Raw genomic sequence first — 18,407 nt, 5'->3', positions numbered from 1 at the left:
CCCCGACGTTTGTCCGCGCCAGCGGGCTGTGGGAGGCGACCACCCCATATTTTCGATCCCCACGGAGCGTCAACGACGCTGGGCTGCTGGCCTCTCGACGAGGGTTTGAGCGTCCTCGAGGGGCGTAACCCACGTGCAGTGTCCGCTCGGCGGTCGTGGGGGCCGAACCACGCCAGGACGCGCCAAACCACGCCAGGCGAGGGCGAGTCGCGCCAGGCGAGGGCGAGCCGCGCCAGGCCCGAACCGCCGTCCAAACACAAAACCCGGCCCGCACGAGGTGCGGAGCCGGGTTGAGCGTGAGGGTAGAAACGAGAAACCACGAGAAACCGCTGGTGGATCGTCGAGTGTTGCTACCTACTTGGCGGCCTTCGCGATCGCACGCAGACGCGACACCTCGTAGAGCGCGACGCTGGCGGCGATTCCGGCGTTGAGCGACTCGGTTGCCGCGTTGATCGGGATCGAGACGATGGCGTCGCACGTCTCGGCGACCAGGCGTGACAGTCCCTTGCCCTCGCTACCGATGACGAGCACAACCGGCTCGTTCGCGAGCTCCAGCTCGGGCAGCTGCATGTCGCCGTCCCCGGCGAGCCCGAGCACGAACACGCCGCGGGCCTTGAAGTCCTTCAGGGTCGCGGTCAGGTTGCTCGCCATGGCGACGGGCGTGCGCGCGGCGGCACCGGCGGAGGTCTTCCACGCCGACGCGGTAAGACCCACGGAGCGGCGCTGCGGCACGATGACGCCCTGTCCACCAAATGCGGCGACGGAGCGGATGATGGCACCGAGGTTACGCGGATCCGTGATGCCATCGAGGGCAACGAAGAGCGGCTTGTGGCCACGGCTGATCGTGAGGTCGAGCATCTCCATCGGGTGCGCGTACTCGTACGGCGGCACCTTAAGCGCGAGGCCCTGGTGTACCGAGTCGAACCCGGCGAGGCGATCGAGTTCGGGGCGCATGACTTCGAGGATCGGGATGCCGCGGCTCGTCGCCAGCTTCATGGCCTCCTTTACGCGGTCGTCCATTTCGATGCGCGTGGCGACGTAGAGCGTCGTTGCGGGGATCTTCGCCCGCAGCGCCTCGAGCACGGAGTTGCGGCCGGTGACGATCTCGACCTCGTCGGATGATTTCGCGCGGCGCTGGCGGTCGGAACCTTGCGAACGCTGGGCGGCGCCGCTGGAGGAACCCGACTTGCTGTACGCACCGGCGCCGGAGCCAGAGCTCGCGCTGCGCCGGATCGAGCCGGCGGCCGACGATTCTGGACGGTCATCGCGATCGCCACGGTCGGCACCGGCACGCGGCGCCTTCGAGCGACCGCTCGCCGCGGCGAAGCGATCGTTGGCGGCTTTACGTTTTCCTGCGGGGTGGTACGGGCGGTCTTCCGCCTTCGGGGTGGGCTTTTTGCCCTCGAGAGCCTGTCGTCCCTGTCCGCCGGAGCCGACCTGCTTGCCCTTGTTACTGCCTTGGCGCACGGCGCCGGGACGGCCCTTGCGTGCTCCTGAAACGTTTTTCACTGTTCAATACTCCAATGTGATCCAGACGGTGTGTCTTCGATCGAAATTCCTGCTGCGGTCAATTCATCGCGGATCCGGTCGGCGGCGGCGAAATCCCGCGCCTTGCGTGCCTGTTCGCGGTCCTCGATGAGCCGCTCTACGAGGGCGCCGAGAGCACGGGACGACGGTTCATCCGTCGACGCGAGCCACTCGTTCGCCAGGGGGTTGATGCCGAGAACCTCGGTCATCGCGGTCACCTCGCCGCGGATGGCCGCGGCGGTGGCGAGATCTTCGTCGTCGAGGGCAGCGTTGCCCGCGCGAACGCGTTCGTGCAGTACCCCGAGCGCTTGCGGAACGGCGAGGTCATCGTCCATTGCTTCGGCGAATGCGGTGGGGATGATGGGAGCGCCACTTCCGGCGAAACGGGTGTCGGCAAGCCTTCGATCGGCACGGGTGAGGAACACCTCAACCCGCTCGAGCGCGGCTTCGGCCTCGACCAGGGCACCATCGTGATAGTCAATGGTCGACCGGTAGTGCGCCGAACTGAGGTAGTAGCGCACGACCAGCGGGCGTGCCATATCGAGGAACTCGGAGGCGTAGATGGAGTTGCCGAGCGACTTCGACATCTTCTGTCCGTTGACGTGAACGAGACCGTTGTGCACCCAGTAGTTCGCGAAGGCGTCGCCGGCCGCGGTGGACTGGGCAAGCTCGTTCTCGTGGTGGGGAAACCGCAGATCCAGTCCGCCACCGTGAATGTCGAACTGGGCGCCGAGGTACCGTGCGGACATGGCAGAGCACTCGATGTGCCACCCCGGACGACCCATGCCCCACTCCGAAGGCCACGAGGCCGACGCGGGCTCATCCGGCTTGGCGCCCTTCCACAGGGCAAAGTCGCGCGGCTCGCGCTTTCCGCGGGGGTCGGCGTCGGCAGCGGCGACCATGTCTTCGGGTTTCTGGTGGGTGAGTTCTCCGTAGGCGGGCCAGCTCGCGGTGTCGAAATACACGTCGCCCGAGGCATCCGCTGCTGCATAGGCATGGCCGCGCTCGATCAACCGGGCGATGATTGCCTGCATCTCGCCGATGCTGGCCGTGGCGCGCGGCTCGTAGGTCGGGGCGAGGATGCCGAGGCGCTGGTACCCGGCGGTGAACTCGAGCTCGTAGCGGTAGGCGAGGGCCCACCACTGCTCCGAGGAGCCTTGGGCGTTCACCAAAATCTTGTCGTCGATGTCGGTGACGTTGCGCACCAGGGTCACATCGAGGCCGCGATACGTCAGCCAGCGACGCCACAGATCGTAGACGAGGGCGGAGCGCAGGTGGCCGATGTGGGGGGAAGATTGCACCGTCGGCCCACACACGTAGAGCCCGACGTGACCGTCGACGAGGGGCACGAAGTCTGCGAGAGACTGCGTTTTGGTGTTATAAAGCCGGATAGTCACTCGCAGAGTTTACCGATAGCCACGCCGATTGACGGCGGGACGGCAGATCGGGCGACTCTCAGACCCCCAGCAGGGCCGTGGCGATTGCAGATAGCCCCTCGCCCCGCCCCGTAAAACCGAGACTGTCTGTGGTGGTCGCAGACACACTCACCGGGGCCCCGAGACTCTGGCTGAGGTGCTGCTCGATTTCGAGCCTGCGGGCGGACATACGCGGCGTATTACCGACAACCTGCACCGCGACGTTGTGCACCCGATAACCGGCTCCGAGCACCAGCGCGAGCGTCTCGCGCAAAAACACCTCGCCGTGAGCGTCGGCAAAGCGGGGGTCGTCGGTGCCGAAGCGTCCGCCGATGTCTCCGAGGCCCGCCGCCGACAGCAGGGCGTCGCAGATCGCGTGGGCGATGGCGTCACCGTCGCTGTGACCCGCGAGGCCCACCTCGTCGGGCCAGTACAGTCCGCCGAGCCAGAGCGGCGCGGACGGTTCGTACGCGTGCACATCGATACCGATCCCCGTGCGGACGCCCACGGAGGTGGGGGCCGGGTCGACCAGCGTCTCGGCACGCCGCAGGTCCCAAGGCGTGGTGATCTTGAAGGCGAGCGGATCTCCGTCGACGACCCGTACGGCGTGGCCCGCGGCGGCGAACAGCGCGGCGTCGTCGGTGTAGTCCTCCGTGGCGGCGCTGTACGCGTCGACGAGCTGCTGCCGCGGAAAGCCCTGCGGCGTCTGCACCGCGGTCAGGGTCGAGCGGTCCACGGTTTCTCGGGCGAGGCCCGCCTCTGTGCGTTTGATGGTGTCAGAGACGGGCAATCCCGGGATGATGCCGTCGCCGGTGTCCCGCACGGCGGCAACCACGGACTCCAGAAGAGCAGGCGGGGTGAGGGCACGCGCCGAATCATGCACGAGCACGGTACTAACGGCGTCGTCGAGCACCGCGAGCCCCGCGGCAACGGACAGCTGACGGGTGGCACCGCCGACGACGACGGTCACCGAGGCGGCGGCCACGCCAGCAACCTCGGCCGCGATGGCCACCGCTTCGGCACGCCACTGCTCGGGGGCGACCACAACAACCTGCGCGGGCTCCCGCATGCCGAGCACGCCGTCGAGGCAGCGCGCGAGCACCGTGCGGCCCGCGACCGGCACAAACGCTTTCGGCTGCGCCTGGCCGAGTCGGCTGCCGCTGCCGGCAGCAACGATGATGACGCCCACCGTCGCGGCGGGAGTCGCCGTCGCCGCTGGACTCGCGGTGTCCGCTGGACTAGCTGTCTCCGCTGGACTCGCGGTCTCCGCGGGACTGGCCGTCGCCGTCGCACTCGCACTCGCCGTCACTTTGGCGGTATCGGACCCAGCTGCACTCTCGACGCTCTCAGTCATCCCCCGAGCGTACCGACCGAACCGCAACGGTCGGTGACGTCGGGATCAGCCCGCCGCCGGACGATCGGGCGCTGTGACGTCGGTGGCAGGTGTTGCCGCAAGCGATTCGCTGAGTGCCGCATCCAACTCCGTATCGACCGTCGACTCGTCCGTCTTGCCCGCGAGTGCCAGCTCGGACACCAGAACCTGGCGCGCCCGGGCGAGGAGCGCTTTCTCGCCCGCAGACAGCCCGCGGCCTTGCTCCCGGCGCCAGAGGTCGCGAACCACCTCGGAGACACGGAGCACGTCGCCCGATGCAAGTTTCTCCACGTTTGCCTTGTACCGGCGCGACCAGTTGGTCGACTCGTCAACCGAATCGGCACGCAAGACCTCGAACACGGCGGCTACCCCGTCGGTGTTGATGACGTCGCGCACACCGACAAGCTCAATGTTGGCCGCGGGCACCTCGATCACCAGGTTCGATTGGGTGACTTTGAGCTTGAGATACAGCTTCTCGTCGCCGCGGACGATCCGGTTTTTGATCTCAATGATGGTGGCCGCACCATGGTGCGGATAGACAACGATTTCGCCGACCTCGAAGAGCATCAATTGCTCCTTCCACTGACCAATTATTTTACCACATCGCCTTTCGGAGTTAGGGTCGCCTTACCCCCGCGCGGGAGGGCCTATCGGTAGGCTGGGGCGACAACTGCTTTAAGACTTTTGGCTTTGATGGAGGCTCCTGTGAGATCACGCGTGGCGGTATCCGCGATACTGGCGGCCGGCGTTTTGCTCGGCTCCTCCGGCTGCGCTTTCTTCAGCCCCGTCGCGACGCAGATCGCGTATGACCCGAGTGACGGAACGAGCACCACCGTGGGCGACGTCAAGGTGCGCAACGCCATGGCGATCACGGAAGACGGCGAAACCGTAAACCTCGTGATGGCCGTGATCAACAGCGGCGAGGACGACGTCGAGGTGCGCTTCCAGTACAACTTCGAAGGCGCCGAGCCTTCGGCCACCGATGTGGGCATAGTTGTGCCGCTCGAGGCCGGCGAAACCATCTCCTTCGGCAACGGCGAAGACTCACCTGAAGCGATCCTCACCGACGCCGCCGCCGAACTCGGTGGGCTCATGCCCGTGTTCGTGCAGTACGGCGAGGAAACCGGAAAGACGATGCTGGTGCCCGTGCTCGACGGGTCGCTGCCCGGGTACGAAGACCTCGTCCCCGAGGCCACCGACGTGCCCGAGGCCACTGACTCGGAGTAGTCGGCACTCGTTCGGAGTAGTCAGCACTGCTCGGAGTAGTCAGCACTCGCTTGGAGCAGCCAGCCGCTGCCGGAGTAGTTGGCACTCGCTCGGAGCGGTCAGCCGCTCGCCCGGAGTGGTTCGCCGCGCTCCGGGCGCCGTGGCCTGCTACGCCTCGAAGCGGTAGCCGAGACCGCGCACGGTGACCAACATCTTCGGATCCGACGGCTTTGCTTCGATCTTGGAGCGGATCCGCTTGATGTGCACGTCGAGGGTCTTCGTGTCGCCGAAGTAGTCCGCGCCCCAGACGCGATCGATCAGCTGACCGCGGGTAAGCACGCGGCCGGAGTTGCGCAGCAGCAGCTCGAGCAGTTCGAACTCTTTCAGTGGCATCGCGGTCTCTTTGCCACCGACGGTGACGGCGTGCCTCTCGACATCCATTCGCACCGATCCCGACTCCAGGATCAACTCCTGCACGTCGTCATCCTCGATGCGGCGACGAAGGATCGCGCGGATACGGGCGAGCAGCTCCCGCGTCGAGTAGGGCTTCGTCACGTAGTCGTCTGCACCGAGTTCGAGACCGACAACGATATCGACCTCGCTGTCTTTTGCGGTCAGCATGATGATCGGCACGTTCGATCGTGAGCGGATCTCCCGGCACACCTCGGTGCCGGACAGTCCGGGCAGCATGAGGTCGAGCAGAACCAGGTCGCTGCCGTTGCGCTCGAATTCTGCAACCGCCGCGAGCCCGTCGTCAGCGATTGTGGTGTCGTAGCCCTCGCGCCCGAGGAGGAACGCGAGCGGTTCGCTCAGCGAAGACTCGTCTTCGACAATAAGGATTCTGGTCACTGGTCTGCTCCCGAGCTGGTTGAAGCGTTGGCTGCTTCTGGCAATCGAATAGTGAACGTCGAACCCTTGCCCGGTTGGGACCAGACACGAATATCGCCGCCGTGATTTTGAACTACATGCTTCACAATACTGAGGCCAAGGCCAGAGCCGCCCGTGTTGCGGCTGCGCGCTGGATCGATTCGGAAGAATCGCTCAAATACCCTGTCACGCTCGTCCTCCGGTATTCCGATTCCCTGGTCGGTGACCGCGATCTCGATCGTGTGGTTGATGTTGCTCACGCCGATTCCGATTCGCGAGTTGTCCGGGGAGTACTGGATCGCGTTCGCGATGAGGTTGTGCAGGGCGACCACCAGCAGTGGTTCGTCTCCCAGCACCTTCGCGCCGCTCGGCTTGCGGGTCACGATCGAGATGTTGCTGGCCTCGGCGGCGACCCGGTTCTGGTCGATCGCGTTGGCGACCACCTGGTCGATCGACACGCGTGACGGGTTAGCGAGGGCGTCAATGCCCTGTAGGCGAGACAGCTCGATGATCTCCAGGGTGATCTTCGCGAGCCGGTCCGCCTCACGGGTCAGCTGCGTGGCGAACTTGCGCACCTGCACGGGGTCATCCGAGGCGCTGTCGAGGGCTTCGGCGAGGAGCCCCACCGCGCCGATGGGCGTCTTCAGTTCGTGACTGATGTTGGCGATGAAGTCCTTGCGAACCTCGTCGAGCCGAACGCTGTCGGTGCGGTCCTCGGCCAGTAGCAGCACGTAGCGCGCACCGAGCCGGGCAACCCGCACAACCAGGTACACCTGGGCGTCGCCGAAAGGCCCGCGCGCGATGGTCAGCGAGTGCGAGAGCGGCTCGCCCAACCGGCGAACCTTGTCGACCAGGGCCACCAGCTCCGGGTGCACCAACGCGTGGTTAGAAACCAGCCCGAGAGCGAAGGCGCCGGGCGACGCTTTCAGCACTGTGTTGGAAGGGTCGAGGACCACTCCGGCGGATTCCAGAACCTCGATGACCTGGTCAACGCCATCGGGCACTCCGGCCGTCGCCACACGCACGGCTCGCTGCCCTCGGCGGGCGGCGAGCACAACGATCATCACAATGCCCGCGCCGACCACAACTCCGAAAGCCAGCGACAACGGCACCAGCAGGGCGGAGTCCATACCGACTAGATTAGTTACTACTTGAGGCTGGCTTGACTGCGCGCCTACTGTGGCCTTGCACTTCGGCCACTGTTCAGTGCCAGTCCACCCGCCGTTCATCCGGCCCGGGCAGTGTGGCCTCAACTGTGCGGGATTCGGCACACCCGCTGCGAAAGGGATCTACAACATGCGCGAAGTATTCCAGCAGGAGCTCCAAGAGGTGCAGGAACGCCTCGTCGAGATCGCGGCTCTCGTCGCCACGTCGATGGAGAACGCCACACGCGCCTTCAACGAGTCGAACGTGTCCCTTGCCGAGAACGTCATCGCCGATGACGACAAGATCGACGTACTGGCGCAGGAGCTCGACGAGCTCGCCATCAACATCCTGGCTCGCCAGCAGCCCGTCGCCCGCGACCTGCGAATCGTTGTGAGCGCGCTGCGTATCTCCGCCTCGCTCGAGCGCATGGGTGACATGGCCGAGCACATCGCCCAGCTGGCTCGCTACCGCTTCCCCGACAAGGTTGTGCCGAAGAGCCTGCGTGGAACGTTCTCCGAGCTCGGCGCCCTCGACGTCGCCATCGCGAAGAAGCTTGTCGAGCTGCTGCGCACCGAAGACGTGAGCCTCGCCGAAGAGATCCGCAACGACGACGACCGCATCGACGCGCTGCACCTCAGCGTGTTCGACAAGGTCCTCGGCGAGACCTGGAAGGGCGCAGCGGTGGACACCGTCGATGCCACCCTCGCCTCCCGCTACCACGAGCGATTCGCCGACCACGCGGTCTCCATCGCCAAGAAGGTGCAGTACCTCGCCACCGGCGACTGGATCCCCGTAGCCCTCTAGCGCCTCCGGGCCTCACGGCCTGCGCACGCCTCCGGGCCTCACAGCCTTCGCGAGTCGCGAACAGCCGCAAACACAACAACGCCCGCCGCGGGCTCCTTTCGGGGAGACCGTGGCGGGCGTTGTCGTTGTGCGGAAGGGTGCTACTTCGCGGCGATCTTGCCACCCTGCGCAGCGACTGCGGCGGCCCCGGCCTCTGCGGCCTCCGGGTCGAGGTAGTAGCGCGGCTTGATCGGAACGAAGTTCTCGTCGAGCTCGTACACCAGCGGGATTCCGGTGGGAACGTTCAGCTCGGAGATCTCTCCGTCGCTGATGCCGTCGAGGTGCTTGATGAGCGCGCGCAGCGAGTTGCCGTGGGCGGTGACGAGCACGGTCTTGCCCGCGGCGAGGTCGACCTGGATGTCGGACTCCCAGTACGGCAGCATGCGGTCGATGACCAGCTTGAGGGACTCGGTGCGGGGCAGCTCACCGTCAATGTCGGCGTAACGCTCGTCGCCAACCTGGCTGTACTCGGCGTCATCGGCCAGCACGGGCGGCGGCACGTCGAAGCTGCGGCGCCACTCCATGAACTTCTCCTGGCCGAACTTCTCGAGGGTCTCGGCCTTGTCGAGTCCCTGCAGGGCTCCGTAGTGGCGCTCGTTGAGGCGCCAGGAGCGCTTCACCGGGATCCACGCACGGTCGGCGACGTCGAGCGCGATGTTGGCGGTCTGGATCGCGCGGGTGAGCACGCTGGTGTACAGGATTTCGGGCTTCAAACCCGACTCGGCGAGCAGTTCGCCGGCGCGGTTGGCCTCGGCGACACCCTGGTCGCTCAGCCTCACATCCACCCATCCCGTGAAGAGGTTCTTCTGGTTCCAATCCGAGTTGCCGTGGCGCAGCAAAATAAGCGTGTAAGTCATACGCTCAGCTTACGAGGTGCGTCGCGCACGCAATGGGGATAAAGGTCCCGTGGGTGGGCCCCGCGGCATCCGCTCGATGAATATCCGGCGATAATTGGGGGATGGCGGAGGGGCGCGTAACGCGGGGAACGACGGGCACGAACCGTCTGCGCCGGGTGGACCGCTGGATCTCCGCACTTCCGGCCCTGCGCCGCGCGACCGACCCGCTCGTGGTCGACCTCGGCTACGGGGCGAGCGCAACGACTCCGCTCGAACTGCACGCGCGGCTGTCGCGCACGCGCGCGGACGTGGAAGTCATCGGCATCGAGATCGAACCCGAGCGGGTGCGGGTGGCATCGCTGTCTGCGGTGCCCGGCGTCAGTTTCCGTCGCGGCGGCTTCGAGGTGCCGCTGCCGACGGGTCGACGCGCGACCGTGATCCGCGCCTTCAACGTGCTGCGGCAGTACAACGAAGACGAGGTACCCGCCGCCTGGGACCGGATGGTGTCGCGCCTGCAACCCGGGGGTGTGCTGATCGAGGGCACCTGCAACGAGATAGGACGGGTGAGCAGCTGGGTGGATGTCACGGCCGCGGGCCCCCAGTCACTGACCGTGAGCCTGCGGCTGACGGACCTCGACAAACCGTCGATCGTCGCCGAGCGGCTACCGAAGGCTCTCATCCATCACAACGTGCCGGGTGAAGCCATCCACAGCTTCCTTACGGCGCTCGATCACCAGTGGGCCGTGCACGCGGCGCTGGCGACCTACGCTCCCTCGCAGCGCTGGGTCGCGGCCGTCGAGGGTATGCGCGCGGCGGGGTGGCCCGTGCGCGGTCCGGTGCGGCGCTGGAAGCTCGGCGAGCTCACGGTGGACTGGGCCGCGGTGGCGCCGGCGGCGTGACGCTGTGCCGGGTCAGACGGGCGGCAGCAGTTCGCGTGCGTCGTCGGCGCTTCGTCCGCTCGCCTCCAGCAGGTCGATGACCAGCGGGCGCAGCAGCAACACGATCACCGACTCGGTGACGGGCGCGTCGGGCAGAGCCGCGTGCGGGTTGAGCCGCGGCACCAGCTCCTCGAGCACTGCCGCGGCCTCCGCGCTTCGTCCCGGCTGTTCGACGCTCTGGCCGAGCAGCGCGATCGCGGCGGCGACCGGCTCGAGTAGCTCGACGAGTTCCGGGCGAGGCCGACCGTCGCGCACCAGGAACGACACGCGCCGGGCCAGAACCCGCAAGTGCCTGGCGGCGAGGTCCATACCCTTCAGTACGCGGGCCTGTTGCCGCAGCGCCGTGAGGTGGGAGCGAAGGAAGGGCGAAATACGGCTGATGGATGTCGCGGAATCCAGCGATGAGGTCCAGTCGTCAACGAGTACCTGAGTGCGGCGCAGGCGCTCCACGGAGAGGCTGGCGGCCGGTTCATCCCCCTCACGAAGCCCGGCAAGAAGCGCGTCGAGTGATTCACCCAGGGCGGATGTCAGGCGCCGCGCATCGCGACGGGCGATGCCGCGCGGATCCCGCGGAATGAGGGCGGTGACGAGCAATGCGACGATGCCGCCGACCAGCCCGTCGACGCTCCGGCTGAGCACTCCCCCGCCGGGTGGCGGCAGGAGCATCACCAGCATCGCCTGCACCCCGGCGGCCGCGGCAAAGGCGGCGCTCGGCGAAATGAGCCTCGCCAGCAGCAGTGTGAGCATCAGGATGACGGCGATCTGCCAGATTCCCCAGCCGAGGAGGGTGAACAGCACCTCGCTGAACAGGATGCCCACGAGGATCCCGACCACGGTGTCGAGCACGCGGCGCGGGCGCGCGTCCCGTCCGAACCCGAGGGCGGCGATCACCACCGTGATCGACAGCAGCGGAGAGGCGTGGCCGAGCACGTAGTGCGAAAAGGCGTAGCTGGCGAGCACCGCCACCACGATCTGGGCGGCGGCAGGGATGGAGGCCGCGACGCGCGTGATCGCGACCTTGGCGTCGAGGCGCACCTTTATGCGTCGCTCGAAGCGACGAAGTGCGTCGACCGGTGCCTTTGGCTTCCTCGGCATCGGACGGGGTCAGCGTCGCACGGCGCCGAGACGGGGCAGGCGGGGAACGTTCGCTTCCGCACCCGCATCCGGGGGCACGATGACTTCTTGAGCCGCGGCGATCTGAATGGCCGGATCGCCCGCTGTCACGACGAGGTCGAGCGCCGGATCGACGCTGCGCTTCACCACCGCGAGCGCGATCGGCCCGAGCTCGTAGTGCAGCGCGGCGGAGGTGATGCTGCCCACCTCCTTGTCGCCGGCGAGCACGATGTCGCCGTGCACCGGAAGAACTCCCTCCGAACCATCGAGGTGCAGCAGTACCAGTCGACGCGGCGGATGTCCGAGGTTGTGCACCTTCGCGACGGTTTCCTGACCGCGGTAGCAGCCCTTGCTGAGGTGCACGGCAGAGCGCAGCCAGTCCAGCTCGTGCGGGATCGTGCGTTCGTCAACCTCGGTCGCCCGGCGCGGTCGCCACGCCGCGATCCGCAGGGCTTCGAGCGCCAGGGTGCCCGCAGCGGGCAGGGCTGCGGCCTCCGGCAGGGCGGCGCGGTCAATGAGCAGCTCGCTGTAGGTCCAGTCGGCAGACGGATGCCGCTGTGCCGTCGAGTACTGATGCCCCCCAGTCACCACGGCACTCCACGGGTCCCGCCAGTGCAGAGCAATGCCGTTGGGCGCGGCCGGCGCAAGTGACGGGCTGCCGAGGGTTCCGATGGTGGCGAACTCGGCGGAACGGTCGGCAACCTCAACCCGGAGCATAAACCGCATGCGGTCGAGCCAGGTGTGCAGGGCAGCGCCCTCGGTGGCCTCAAGCAGAAGCCAGGTGCTGACACCGTCGTCCAGCAGCCGCACCGCGTACTCGAGCCGGCCGGCGGGGTCGAGCAGGAGGGTCTCCGCGGATTCGCCGGGCTGCAGCTTCGCGACCGCCTGCGAGGTCAGCGAATCGATCCAGCTCAGCCGGTCCGGGCCGGTGACGGTCAGCACCGCACGGTCAGAAAGGTCAACAACCGCGGTGCCTTCCGCAAGCAGGCGCTGCTCGTGCAGCGGGTTGCCGTAGTGCTGGGGCGGACTGCCGATGGCGCCGGGCTTCGCCTCGAAGCCGCGTGCGCGGTCTGCGGGAGCTGGTTCGGTCGACGCCGGGTCAGTCGAGACGAGGTCGGTCGAAGCGGGGTCAGTCGACGCCGGGTCAGTCGACACGGGCGAGCCGTCCTGAGGAGTGGGTGCGGAGGTCCTGGCCGAGCGCGGCGATGTCCCACGCCCAGAGCAGGTGGCTGTCGACGAGACCGTAGAGCCGGGTCGCCGCGGCGTACTCCTTGGCCATGGCGGTGCGCATCACGGCGTCCGTTGCCAGGTCGATTCGCGGACCCTTCACCTGGCCGAGATACAACTCGCTGATGCCGCTGGGGTGCACAAGCGAGACCTCGATGTCAAAGCCGCCGTCGTCGTTGCGCAGCGCTTCGACCGACTCGGTGGTCGGGAAGGGCGGGCCCGCAATCGGCGGCAGCATGCCGGGGCCCGGGTCGCCGTCCGCGGCAGGGCGGCTGAGGCGCCAGTAGCCGGTCTCCGTAACCAGGGGGGTCAGGTTGTCGTCGAGAAGCCAGGTGTACGACGTGTAGTTCAGGTAGGGAAGGCCGTCGTGGCTGAAGGACAGTCGCTGGCCAAACTCGTGGTTCAGGGTGCCGTCGTCCAGAGAGTAATTGACAACTCCCGTTCCTTCCCACACTCCGAGGAGCCAGGAGAGAGGCACTAGCTCCGACGGCAGGCTCGCGTCGAGGTCGATCACTACCGCTGGCCTCGGTACAGGTTGTAGAGCACAACAACGGATACCCAGCCGATCCCGAGGGACGCCAGACCAAGAAGGCCGATGTAGAAGAGTTCAAGGGCGAGCAGCATTGTGCAATTCTATGCGGTGAGGGCGGCTCTATGCGGGGAGCAGGGCGAGAACCGCGGTGGCGAGCGCAAGAATTATTACGGTGCCCCCCACGCTGGCCATGAGGCGCATCACGAGGCCCTCTTGCACCGGTACAAACAATTGGATGCCGAAGGCCGCTATGGTGGCGACGGCGAACACCATCGAAACCCAGGTGAAGTATTCGTCGGCAGGGGACAAAATCCCGACAAGAATTGACCCGGCGATGGCAAAAATCCACACCGGAGCGATACTGGCTACCTTGTACGTCACGTGTCTATGTTAAGGCGCTTGTAGACTGTGCAACACGCACTTTGGAGGACACCTGTGGCGCAGTTGTTGATCTTGACCTCTGCGGTCGACAAAGAGGTCCTTCCGTCGTTGGGGCTATTGAGCCACAAGACGCGGCAGATCCCTGCCTCGCCCGCTTCTCTCATCAGCGCGCCCACGTGTGACCTGATCTTCGTCGATGGCCGCCAGGACCTCGCCAGCGCGAAGTCGCTTTGCAAGATCCTCAACACCACCGGGCTGAACGTTCCGCTGATGCTGATCCTCACCGAGGGTGGGTTGACCGCGGTGAGCGCCGACTGGGGCGTCGACGACGTCATCCTGGAATCGGCCGGGCCAGCCGAGGTCGATGCGCGCATTCGCCTGGTCATCGGCCGGATGGTGCAGGACAAGTCCAGCTCGAAGATCCAGGCATCTGGCGTTGTCATCGACGAAGCCAGCTACTCAGCCAAGGTGCACGGCCGCCCGCTCGACCTGACCTTCAAGGAGTTCGAGCTGTTGCGGTTCTTCGCAACACACCCCTCTCGCGTCTTCACCCGCGAGCAGCTGCTCAGTGAAGTCTGGGGCTACGACTACTTCGGCGGTACCCGCACGGTCGACGTGCACGTGCGGCGCCTGCGGGCCAAGCTTGGCGACCTCGAGTCGCTCATCGGCACCGTGCGCAACGTCGGCTACCGGTTTAACGTGTACGAAGACGACAACGACCGCTCGTCCGCCATCGGCTAACACCCGCATTGGCTAACACCCGTGACTAACACCCGCATTGGCTAAGACCCCCTTGACTAGCACCCCCGCGACGAACACCCCCGCCTGGCTCGCCGACCTGATCGCGCGAGCTCGACAGGCAGATGGCCAGCCGCCGTTCTCCGACCAGTCCCTGGTCGACCTCCGCACCGGAGCCCGCGCGCTCGTCGCCATCGACCAGCATGCCGCCGCGCTGGCGTCTGTGGACGAGGCCGAGTTCGTGGTGGATCCCGCCGAGCGCGGCCGCGGACTCGGCACCGCGCTGCTCGACCGGCTACTGGCCGAGGCTCCGGGCGAGCTCCTCATCTGGGCGCACGGCGATCACCCCGCCGCGCGCGCCCTCGCCCGCAGTCACTCGCTCGAGGCAGTCCGCGAACTCCTGCACCTGCGCCTCGACCTCGCAATAACGTCATCTCCCGCCGCGGCACCGTCGTCAGGCACTGGCTCGCCAGCCGGTTCGGGCACATCGTCCGGTGTCACAATCGACACCTTCGTCGTCGGCCGGGACGAGACCGAGTGGCTCGCGCTCAACGCCCGTGCCTTCGCCCACCACCCCGAGCAGGGCCGCGTCACCGGCACCGACCTCGACGAGCTGCTGCGCGAGGAGTGGTTTCGCGCGGATGACTTCCTGCTTGCGCGCGACGGCGGCCACATCGTGGGCTATTGCTGGTTGAAGGTGGATGCCTCCGGTGGCGAGTTCTACGTCGTCGGCATCGATCCCGACAGTCAGGGCGCCGGGCTTGGACGACGGCTCACCGTGGCCGGGCTCGCGCGACTGCGGCACCGCGGCATCCGCTCGGCTCATTTATATGTCGAGGGTGACAACACGGCGGCAGTGCGGCTCTACCGGTCGCTCGGTTTTGACAACGACTCAATCGATATTCAGTACCGGGCGCCTGCGCGCTGACGCTCGCGCTGACTGCCCTCGCGCGAGGGTGACGCCGACGCTGGCCGTCATCACAAGCACGAGAGCAACGATTTCGCGCCAGCCCAGGCTTTCGCCGAGGACGAGCAGGCCGGCCAGCGCCGCGGCGGCCGGTCCGAGGCTGGAGAGGATGCCGAAGACGCGCGTGGGCAGGCGGCGGAGCGCGATCATCTCGAGCGCGTACGGCAGCACGCTCGACAGCACCGCGACGCCGACGAAAATCAGCAGCACGCGCGGCGAACCGAAGGCCTGGCTTGCTCCGGCAAACCCGAACGGGGCGCTGATCACCGCGGCGATGGCAAGAGCCACGGCGAGGCCGTCGAGGCCCGCGATCTCGCGTCCGACCCGCGCGCTGGAAAGAATATACAGGGCCCAGAACGCACCGGCCCCGGCGGCGAAAAGCAGGCCGATCACCGCAACGGAGCCACCGGAGAATCCCTCGAGGCCGAGCAAAACGACGCCGGTGAGAGCGAGCAAAGCCCACAGCACGTCCACGATACGGCGGGACAGGGCCAACGACAGCACGAGCGGGCCGAGGAACTCGATCGTCACCGCCACCCCGAGCGGAATCGACTCGAACGCGAGGTAGATCATGGAGTTCATCCCGGCGAGCGCTACGCCGAGCACGGTAGCCGCGAGCCACTTGCGCCTGCCCCAGCTGCCGAGTTTCGGCCGCAGGATCAGCAGCAGGATCGTCGCGCCGAACACCAGCCGGAGGAAGGTCGCGCCGAGCGGCCCGACGGCGTCGAACTGGGTGCGCGCGAGCCCCGCCCCGAACTGGACGGACAGGATCGCCGCGAGCACGAGGACGAACGCGGGGACGCGCGTCATCGGGGCTGGCTCGCGCGGGTGCGGGTCGCGGTCATTGCGTTTGCGGTCGTTGCGCGCGTGGTCATTGCGTTTGCGGTCATTGCGTGCGTGGTCATTGCGTTTGCGGTCATTGCGTGCGCGAAGCGGGACCGGCATTGGTGCCGTCATCGAGGGCGAGCCCGCCGACCGCCTCGCCCATGTACGATACGGCGCTCCACCCGTGCTCCGGGGATCCCTCCACCACCACGATCCCCGTGTTGTGCAGCGGGGTTCGCGCGACGAACTGTGCGCCCAGATTGTGAGCGTGATATCCGGCCCAGGTGCGGATGACGGCGCCGTGAGACACCATCGCAATAGAGCTTTGCCCCGCTTCGTACGCCTCACCGATGACCTCGTTGTAGCGCGCGAAAACGTCGGCAGCACTTTCACCGCCGGGAATCTCTCGCGCGAAGTCGCCCTCGACCCAGGCAACCATCGTCGACAGGTAGAACTCTTGCGACTCGACGTCGGTGTTGCCCTCCAAGTGCCCGGACGAGATCTCGCGAATCCCCGGGCGTACCTGCAGCGGGAGCCCGCGCTCGCGCACCAGCGGCTCAGCCGTCAGCTGGCTGCGCACCTGCACAGAGGCGTAGATCGCGTCGATCCGCTCCCCCGCGAGTGCTCCAGGAACGGCGGCAGCCTGCTCGTAGCCGAGCTCGGTGAGGCCCGGGCCCGGGATCGTGGTGTCGAGTGAACCGATCACGTTGGCCGGTGTCTGGCCGTGACGGATGAGCAACAACCGCATGACTCCCCCTTGCTGTGGTTCTGGTGCGTCGTCGTGTTATCTGGTCGTGGACTCGGTCGCGTTGCTTGGTCGCGTTGCTTGGTCGTGTCTCGCCGACCCTAACTGCGCGAATCCTCGTCCCTCCGAGCGTATCGGGCGTGGGCGGCGGCTTCCTCCCACGGTGAGGTGTCACGTCTTGTTGGCTGTCCGAATCCGCGCTCCTACCGCGCGCGTGAAGTGCCACGACTCGTCGACCCCCGCTCACACGGTCCAGCTGAAGTGCCACGATTCGTCGATCATGGCACTCGAAGTGACTTGATTTGTCGTCGTGGCGCGCGATCTTCCGACTAGACCTGACACTTCAGCCTCGCCGCAGCGCAAGGGCGAGCGAAGTGTCAAGAATCGTTGCAAATTGCGCAGAAGTCGCGGCTCTGAAAACCCTTCGACACCGCGACGGCACGCCTGCTCGACGCCATGATGGGAGAAGTCGCCGACGCCGCGAAGTCGACATGTCCAGGTGAGCATCACCCCAGCCCCAGGAGAAACCAATGACGCGTTCACCGCTTGTGGGGGTGCTGCTGCCCCGCGACATCCCGATTCATCATCTCGTGCCCTATGCGCAGAAGGCCGAGGCGCTCGGATTCGATGAGCTGTGGGTGGTGGAGGACTGCTTTTTCCGCGGCGGCATCGCGCAGGCGGCGGCGGTGCTCGCGTCGACGACGCGGATCGTCGTGGGCATCGGGATTCTCCCCGCTGGCGCGCGCAATCCGGTGTTCACGAGCCTCGAGGTGGCGACTCTTGCGGAACTGTACCCCGGACGGATCGTGCTGGGGATCGGACACGGCATGCCGGTGTGGATGAAGCAGGTGGGGGCTGCGGTCGCGAGTCCGCTGACCGTGCTCGCCGAGCAGCTGGCGACGATACGCGCGATCCTGCGGGGCGAGAATGTCTCGGTAGACGGGCGGTACGTGAAGCTGGACGGCGTCGAGCTCGAAGCTGCACCCCGGATTGCCCCGCCCGTGCTGGCGGGAGTGCGCGGGCCGAAATCTCTCGCGGTGTCCGGCGAGCACGCGGACGGGACGATTCTCGCGGAACCCGTCACTCCCGAGTACATCACCGCCGCCCTCGCGCACATTTCCGTGGGTGTGGAGCGCGCCACGGCAACGCAGGTACACCAGCCGGCCCCGGTGCATCAAGTTGTCGCCTACAACGTGGCCGCGATCGACGATGATCCAGACGTGGCCCGGGCACTCGCGCGCCCCGCCCTTGAATGGATTGGCGAGTCCGACTGGACGCCGCACATCGCCCCGCTTGCATTCGCCGCCGAACTGGCCGCCCTCCGCGAGCGTTCCGCGTCGCGCCAGGACTTTGTGTCCGCGATGCCCGACGAGTGGGTCGACCAGCTCGCCCTCGTCGGGACGCCCGACCGCGTGCGGGCCCGCATTGCCGAGCTGGGAGCCGCAGGGGCAACGAGTGTGGTGCTCACGCCGGCGGACCCGGACCCGATGGCCGCACTCGACTCGTTCGCTCGCATCTTGTAGTTCTGCGGCAGTGAGGCACTGAGACCGTGAGTTCTAAGCTCTGGGCTCTGGGCTCTGGGCCGCTTCGCCCGCGCTCGTTGTCCGAAAATCGTCGCCGGCCCTCGAGGCGAGGCGACATAAGTTGTGCAACGATTTCGCCGATGGTGGGATGCCGCGGGCGTCAGTTCAGCAACCAGCACCGGTCGGGCGCGCAGTGCAATCCCCGG

Annotated in this window: 19 protein-coding genes; 6 read left to right on the top strand and 13 right to left on the bottom strand. The window is 66.8% G+C overall.

Annotation, left to right across the window (positions count from 1 at the left end; translation table 11 throughout):
* Positions 1-354: 354 nt before the first annotated feature.
* The 4 genes from rlmB to B0I08_RS17385 are packed head-to-tail and all read right to left on the bottom strand — an operon-like array spanning position 355 to position 4,881.
* Positions 355-1,509 (bottom strand): 23S rRNA (guanosine(2251)-2'-O)-methyltransferase RlmB, encoded by a 1,155-nt coding sequence (gene rlmB, locus B0I08_RS17400; protein ID WP_106215207.1) that lies wholly within the window; start codon positions 1,507-1,509, stop codon positions 355-357.
* On the bottom strand, positions 1,506-2,924 hold the full coding sequence (gene cysS / locus B0I08_RS17395; protein ID WP_106215205.1) for a cysteine--tRNA ligase: 1,419 nt from the start codon (positions 2,922-2,924) through the stop codon (positions 1,506-1,508). Before cysS ends, rlmB begins: the two co-directional genes overlap by 4 nt.
* Positions 2,925-2,982: 58 nt before the next feature.
* Complete coding sequence (ispD, locus tag B0I08_RS17390) at positions 2,983-4,296, bottom strand: 2-C-methyl-D-erythritol 4-phosphate cytidylyltransferase (RefSeq protein WP_106215203.1); 1,314 nt, start codon at positions 4,294-4,296, stop codon at positions 2,983-2,985.
* Between the two features lie 45 nt (positions 4,297-4,341).
* Positions 4,342-4,881 (bottom strand): CarD family transcriptional regulator, encoded by a 540-nt coding sequence (locus tag B0I08_RS17385; RefSeq protein WP_106215201.1) that lies wholly within the window; start codon positions 4,879-4,881, stop codon positions 4,342-4,344.
* Between the two features lie 138 nt (positions 4,882-5,019).
* Here B0I08_RS17385 and B0I08_RS17380 point away from each other — a divergent pair, with 138 nt between their 5' ends.
* Positions 5,020-5,541, top strand: a complete 522-nt coding sequence (locus tag B0I08_RS17380; protein ID WP_146134473.1) for a DNA modification methylase — start codon at positions 5,020-5,022, stop codon at positions 5,539-5,541.
* Between the two features lie 147 nt (positions 5,542-5,688).
* On the opposite strand, the gene B0I08_RS17375 is transcribed toward B0I08_RS17380, so the two are convergent.
* Both B0I08_RS17375 and B0I08_RS17370 read right to left on the bottom strand, forming a co-directional pair.
* Entirely contained in the window at positions 5,689-6,369 is a 681-nt protein-coding gene (locus tag B0I08_RS17375; protein WP_106215197.1) for a response regulator transcription factor, read from the bottom strand.
* Positions 6,366-7,517, bottom strand: coding sequence for a sensor histidine kinase (locus tag B0I08_RS17370; RefSeq protein WP_106215195.1), 1,152 nt, complete (start codon positions 7,515-7,517; stop codon positions 6,366-6,368). The genes B0I08_RS17375 and B0I08_RS17370 overlap by 4 nt, the downstream gene beginning before the upstream one ends.
* A gap of 166 nt (positions 7,518-7,683) precedes the next feature.
* Between B0I08_RS17370 and phoU the strand changes: the two genes are divergently transcribed.
* Complete coding sequence (gene phoU / locus B0I08_RS17365; protein ID WP_106215193.1) at positions 7,684-8,337, top strand: phosphate signaling complex protein PhoU; 654 nt, start codon at positions 7,684-7,686, stop codon at positions 8,335-8,337.
* 140 nt (positions 8,338-8,477) lie between these two features.
* On the opposite strand, the gene B0I08_RS17360 is transcribed toward phoU, so the two are convergent.
* Positions 8,478-9,233, bottom strand: a complete 756-nt coding sequence (locus B0I08_RS17360) for a phosphoglyceromutase (RefSeq protein WP_106215191.1) — start codon at positions 9,231-9,233, stop codon at positions 8,478-8,480.
* A 101-nt stretch (positions 9,234-9,334) separates the two neighbouring features.
* Between B0I08_RS17360 and B0I08_RS17355 the strand changes: the two genes are divergently transcribed.
* Complete coding sequence (locus B0I08_RS17355) at positions 9,335-10,111, top strand: class I SAM-dependent methyltransferase (RefSeq protein ID WP_106215189.1); 777 nt, start codon at positions 9,335-9,337, stop codon at positions 10,109-10,111.
* A gap of 12 nt (positions 10,112-10,123) precedes the next feature.
* Here B0I08_RS17355 and B0I08_RS17350 read toward each other — a convergent pair whose 3' ends face one another.
* From B0I08_RS17350 to B0I08_RS17335, 4 genes are all read right to left on the bottom strand, one after another.
* Complete coding sequence (locus B0I08_RS17350; protein ID WP_106215187.1) at positions 10,124-11,245, bottom strand: FUSC family protein; 1,122 nt, start codon at positions 11,243-11,245, stop codon at positions 10,124-10,126.
* Positions 11,246-11,254: 9 nt separating this feature from the next.
* Positions 11,255-12,298: a CAF17-like 4Fe-4S cluster assembly/insertion protein YgfZ gene (gene ygfZ / locus B0I08_RS17345; RefSeq protein WP_106215211.1), complete on the bottom strand. Its 1,044-nt coding sequence runs from the start codon at positions 12,296-12,298 to the stop codon at positions 11,255-11,257.
* Between the two features lie 109 nt (positions 12,299-12,407).
* Positions 12,408-13,004, bottom strand: coding sequence for a heme-binding beta-barrel domain-containing protein (locus B0I08_RS17340; protein ID WP_106215185.1), 597 nt, complete (start codon positions 13,002-13,004; stop codon positions 12,408-12,410).
* Between the two features lie 138 nt (positions 13,005-13,142).
* A complete protein-coding gene (locus B0I08_RS17335; RefSeq protein ID WP_106215183.1) occupies positions 13,143-13,403 on the bottom strand; it encodes a hypothetical protein in 261 nt (86 codons plus the stop codon).
* A gap of 54 nt (positions 13,404-13,457) precedes the next feature.
* Here B0I08_RS17335 and B0I08_RS17330 point away from each other — a divergent pair, with 54 nt between their 5' ends.
* Both B0I08_RS17330 and mshD read left to right on the top strand, forming a co-directional pair.
* Positions 13,458-14,144, top strand: coding sequence for a response regulator transcription factor (locus B0I08_RS17330; RefSeq protein ID WP_106215181.1), 687 nt, complete (start codon positions 13,458-13,460; stop codon positions 14,142-14,144).
* Between the two features lie 52 nt (positions 14,145-14,196).
* The gene (gene mshD, locus B0I08_RS17325) at positions 14,197-15,069 is read left to right on the top strand and encodes a mycothiol synthase (RefSeq protein WP_181243479.1); all 873 of its coding nucleotides are present in this window, start codon (positions 14,197-14,199) and stop codon (positions 15,067-15,069) included.
* Here the strand turns inward: mshD and B0I08_RS17320 are convergent.
* Together B0I08_RS17320 and B0I08_RS17315 are read right to left on the bottom strand one after the other, a co-directional pair.
* Positions 15,034-16,053, bottom strand: coding sequence for an EamA family transporter (locus B0I08_RS17320; RefSeq protein WP_245884879.1), 1,020 nt, complete (start codon positions 16,051-16,053; stop codon positions 15,034-15,036). The two genes, mshD and B0I08_RS17320, sit on opposite strands and share 36 nt — an antisense overlap.
* Complete coding sequence (locus B0I08_RS17315; protein ID WP_106215177.1) at positions 16,025-16,681, bottom strand: histidine phosphatase family protein; 657 nt, start codon at positions 16,679-16,681, stop codon at positions 16,025-16,027. Before B0I08_RS17315 ends, B0I08_RS17320 begins: the two co-directional genes overlap by 29 nt.
* Positions 16,682-17,208: 527 nt before the next feature.
* On the opposite strand from B0I08_RS17315, the gene B0I08_RS17310 reads away from it, so the two are divergent.
* The gene (locus B0I08_RS17310; RefSeq protein WP_106215175.1) at positions 17,209-18,201 is read left to right on the top strand and encodes an LLM class flavin-dependent oxidoreductase; all 993 of its coding nucleotides are present in this window, start codon (positions 17,209-17,211) and stop codon (positions 18,199-18,201) included.
* Positions 18,202-18,407: the final 206 nt, after the last annotated feature.

It is taken from the genome of Glaciihabitans tibetensis (assembly GCF_003003265.1).
GTDB lineage: Bacteria > Actinomycetota > Actinomycetes > Actinomycetales > Microbacteriaceae > Glaciihabitans > Glaciihabitans tibetensis.
Note: the sequence above shows the minus strand (reverse complement) of the source record. Positions and strands in the feature narration are given on the sequence as shown.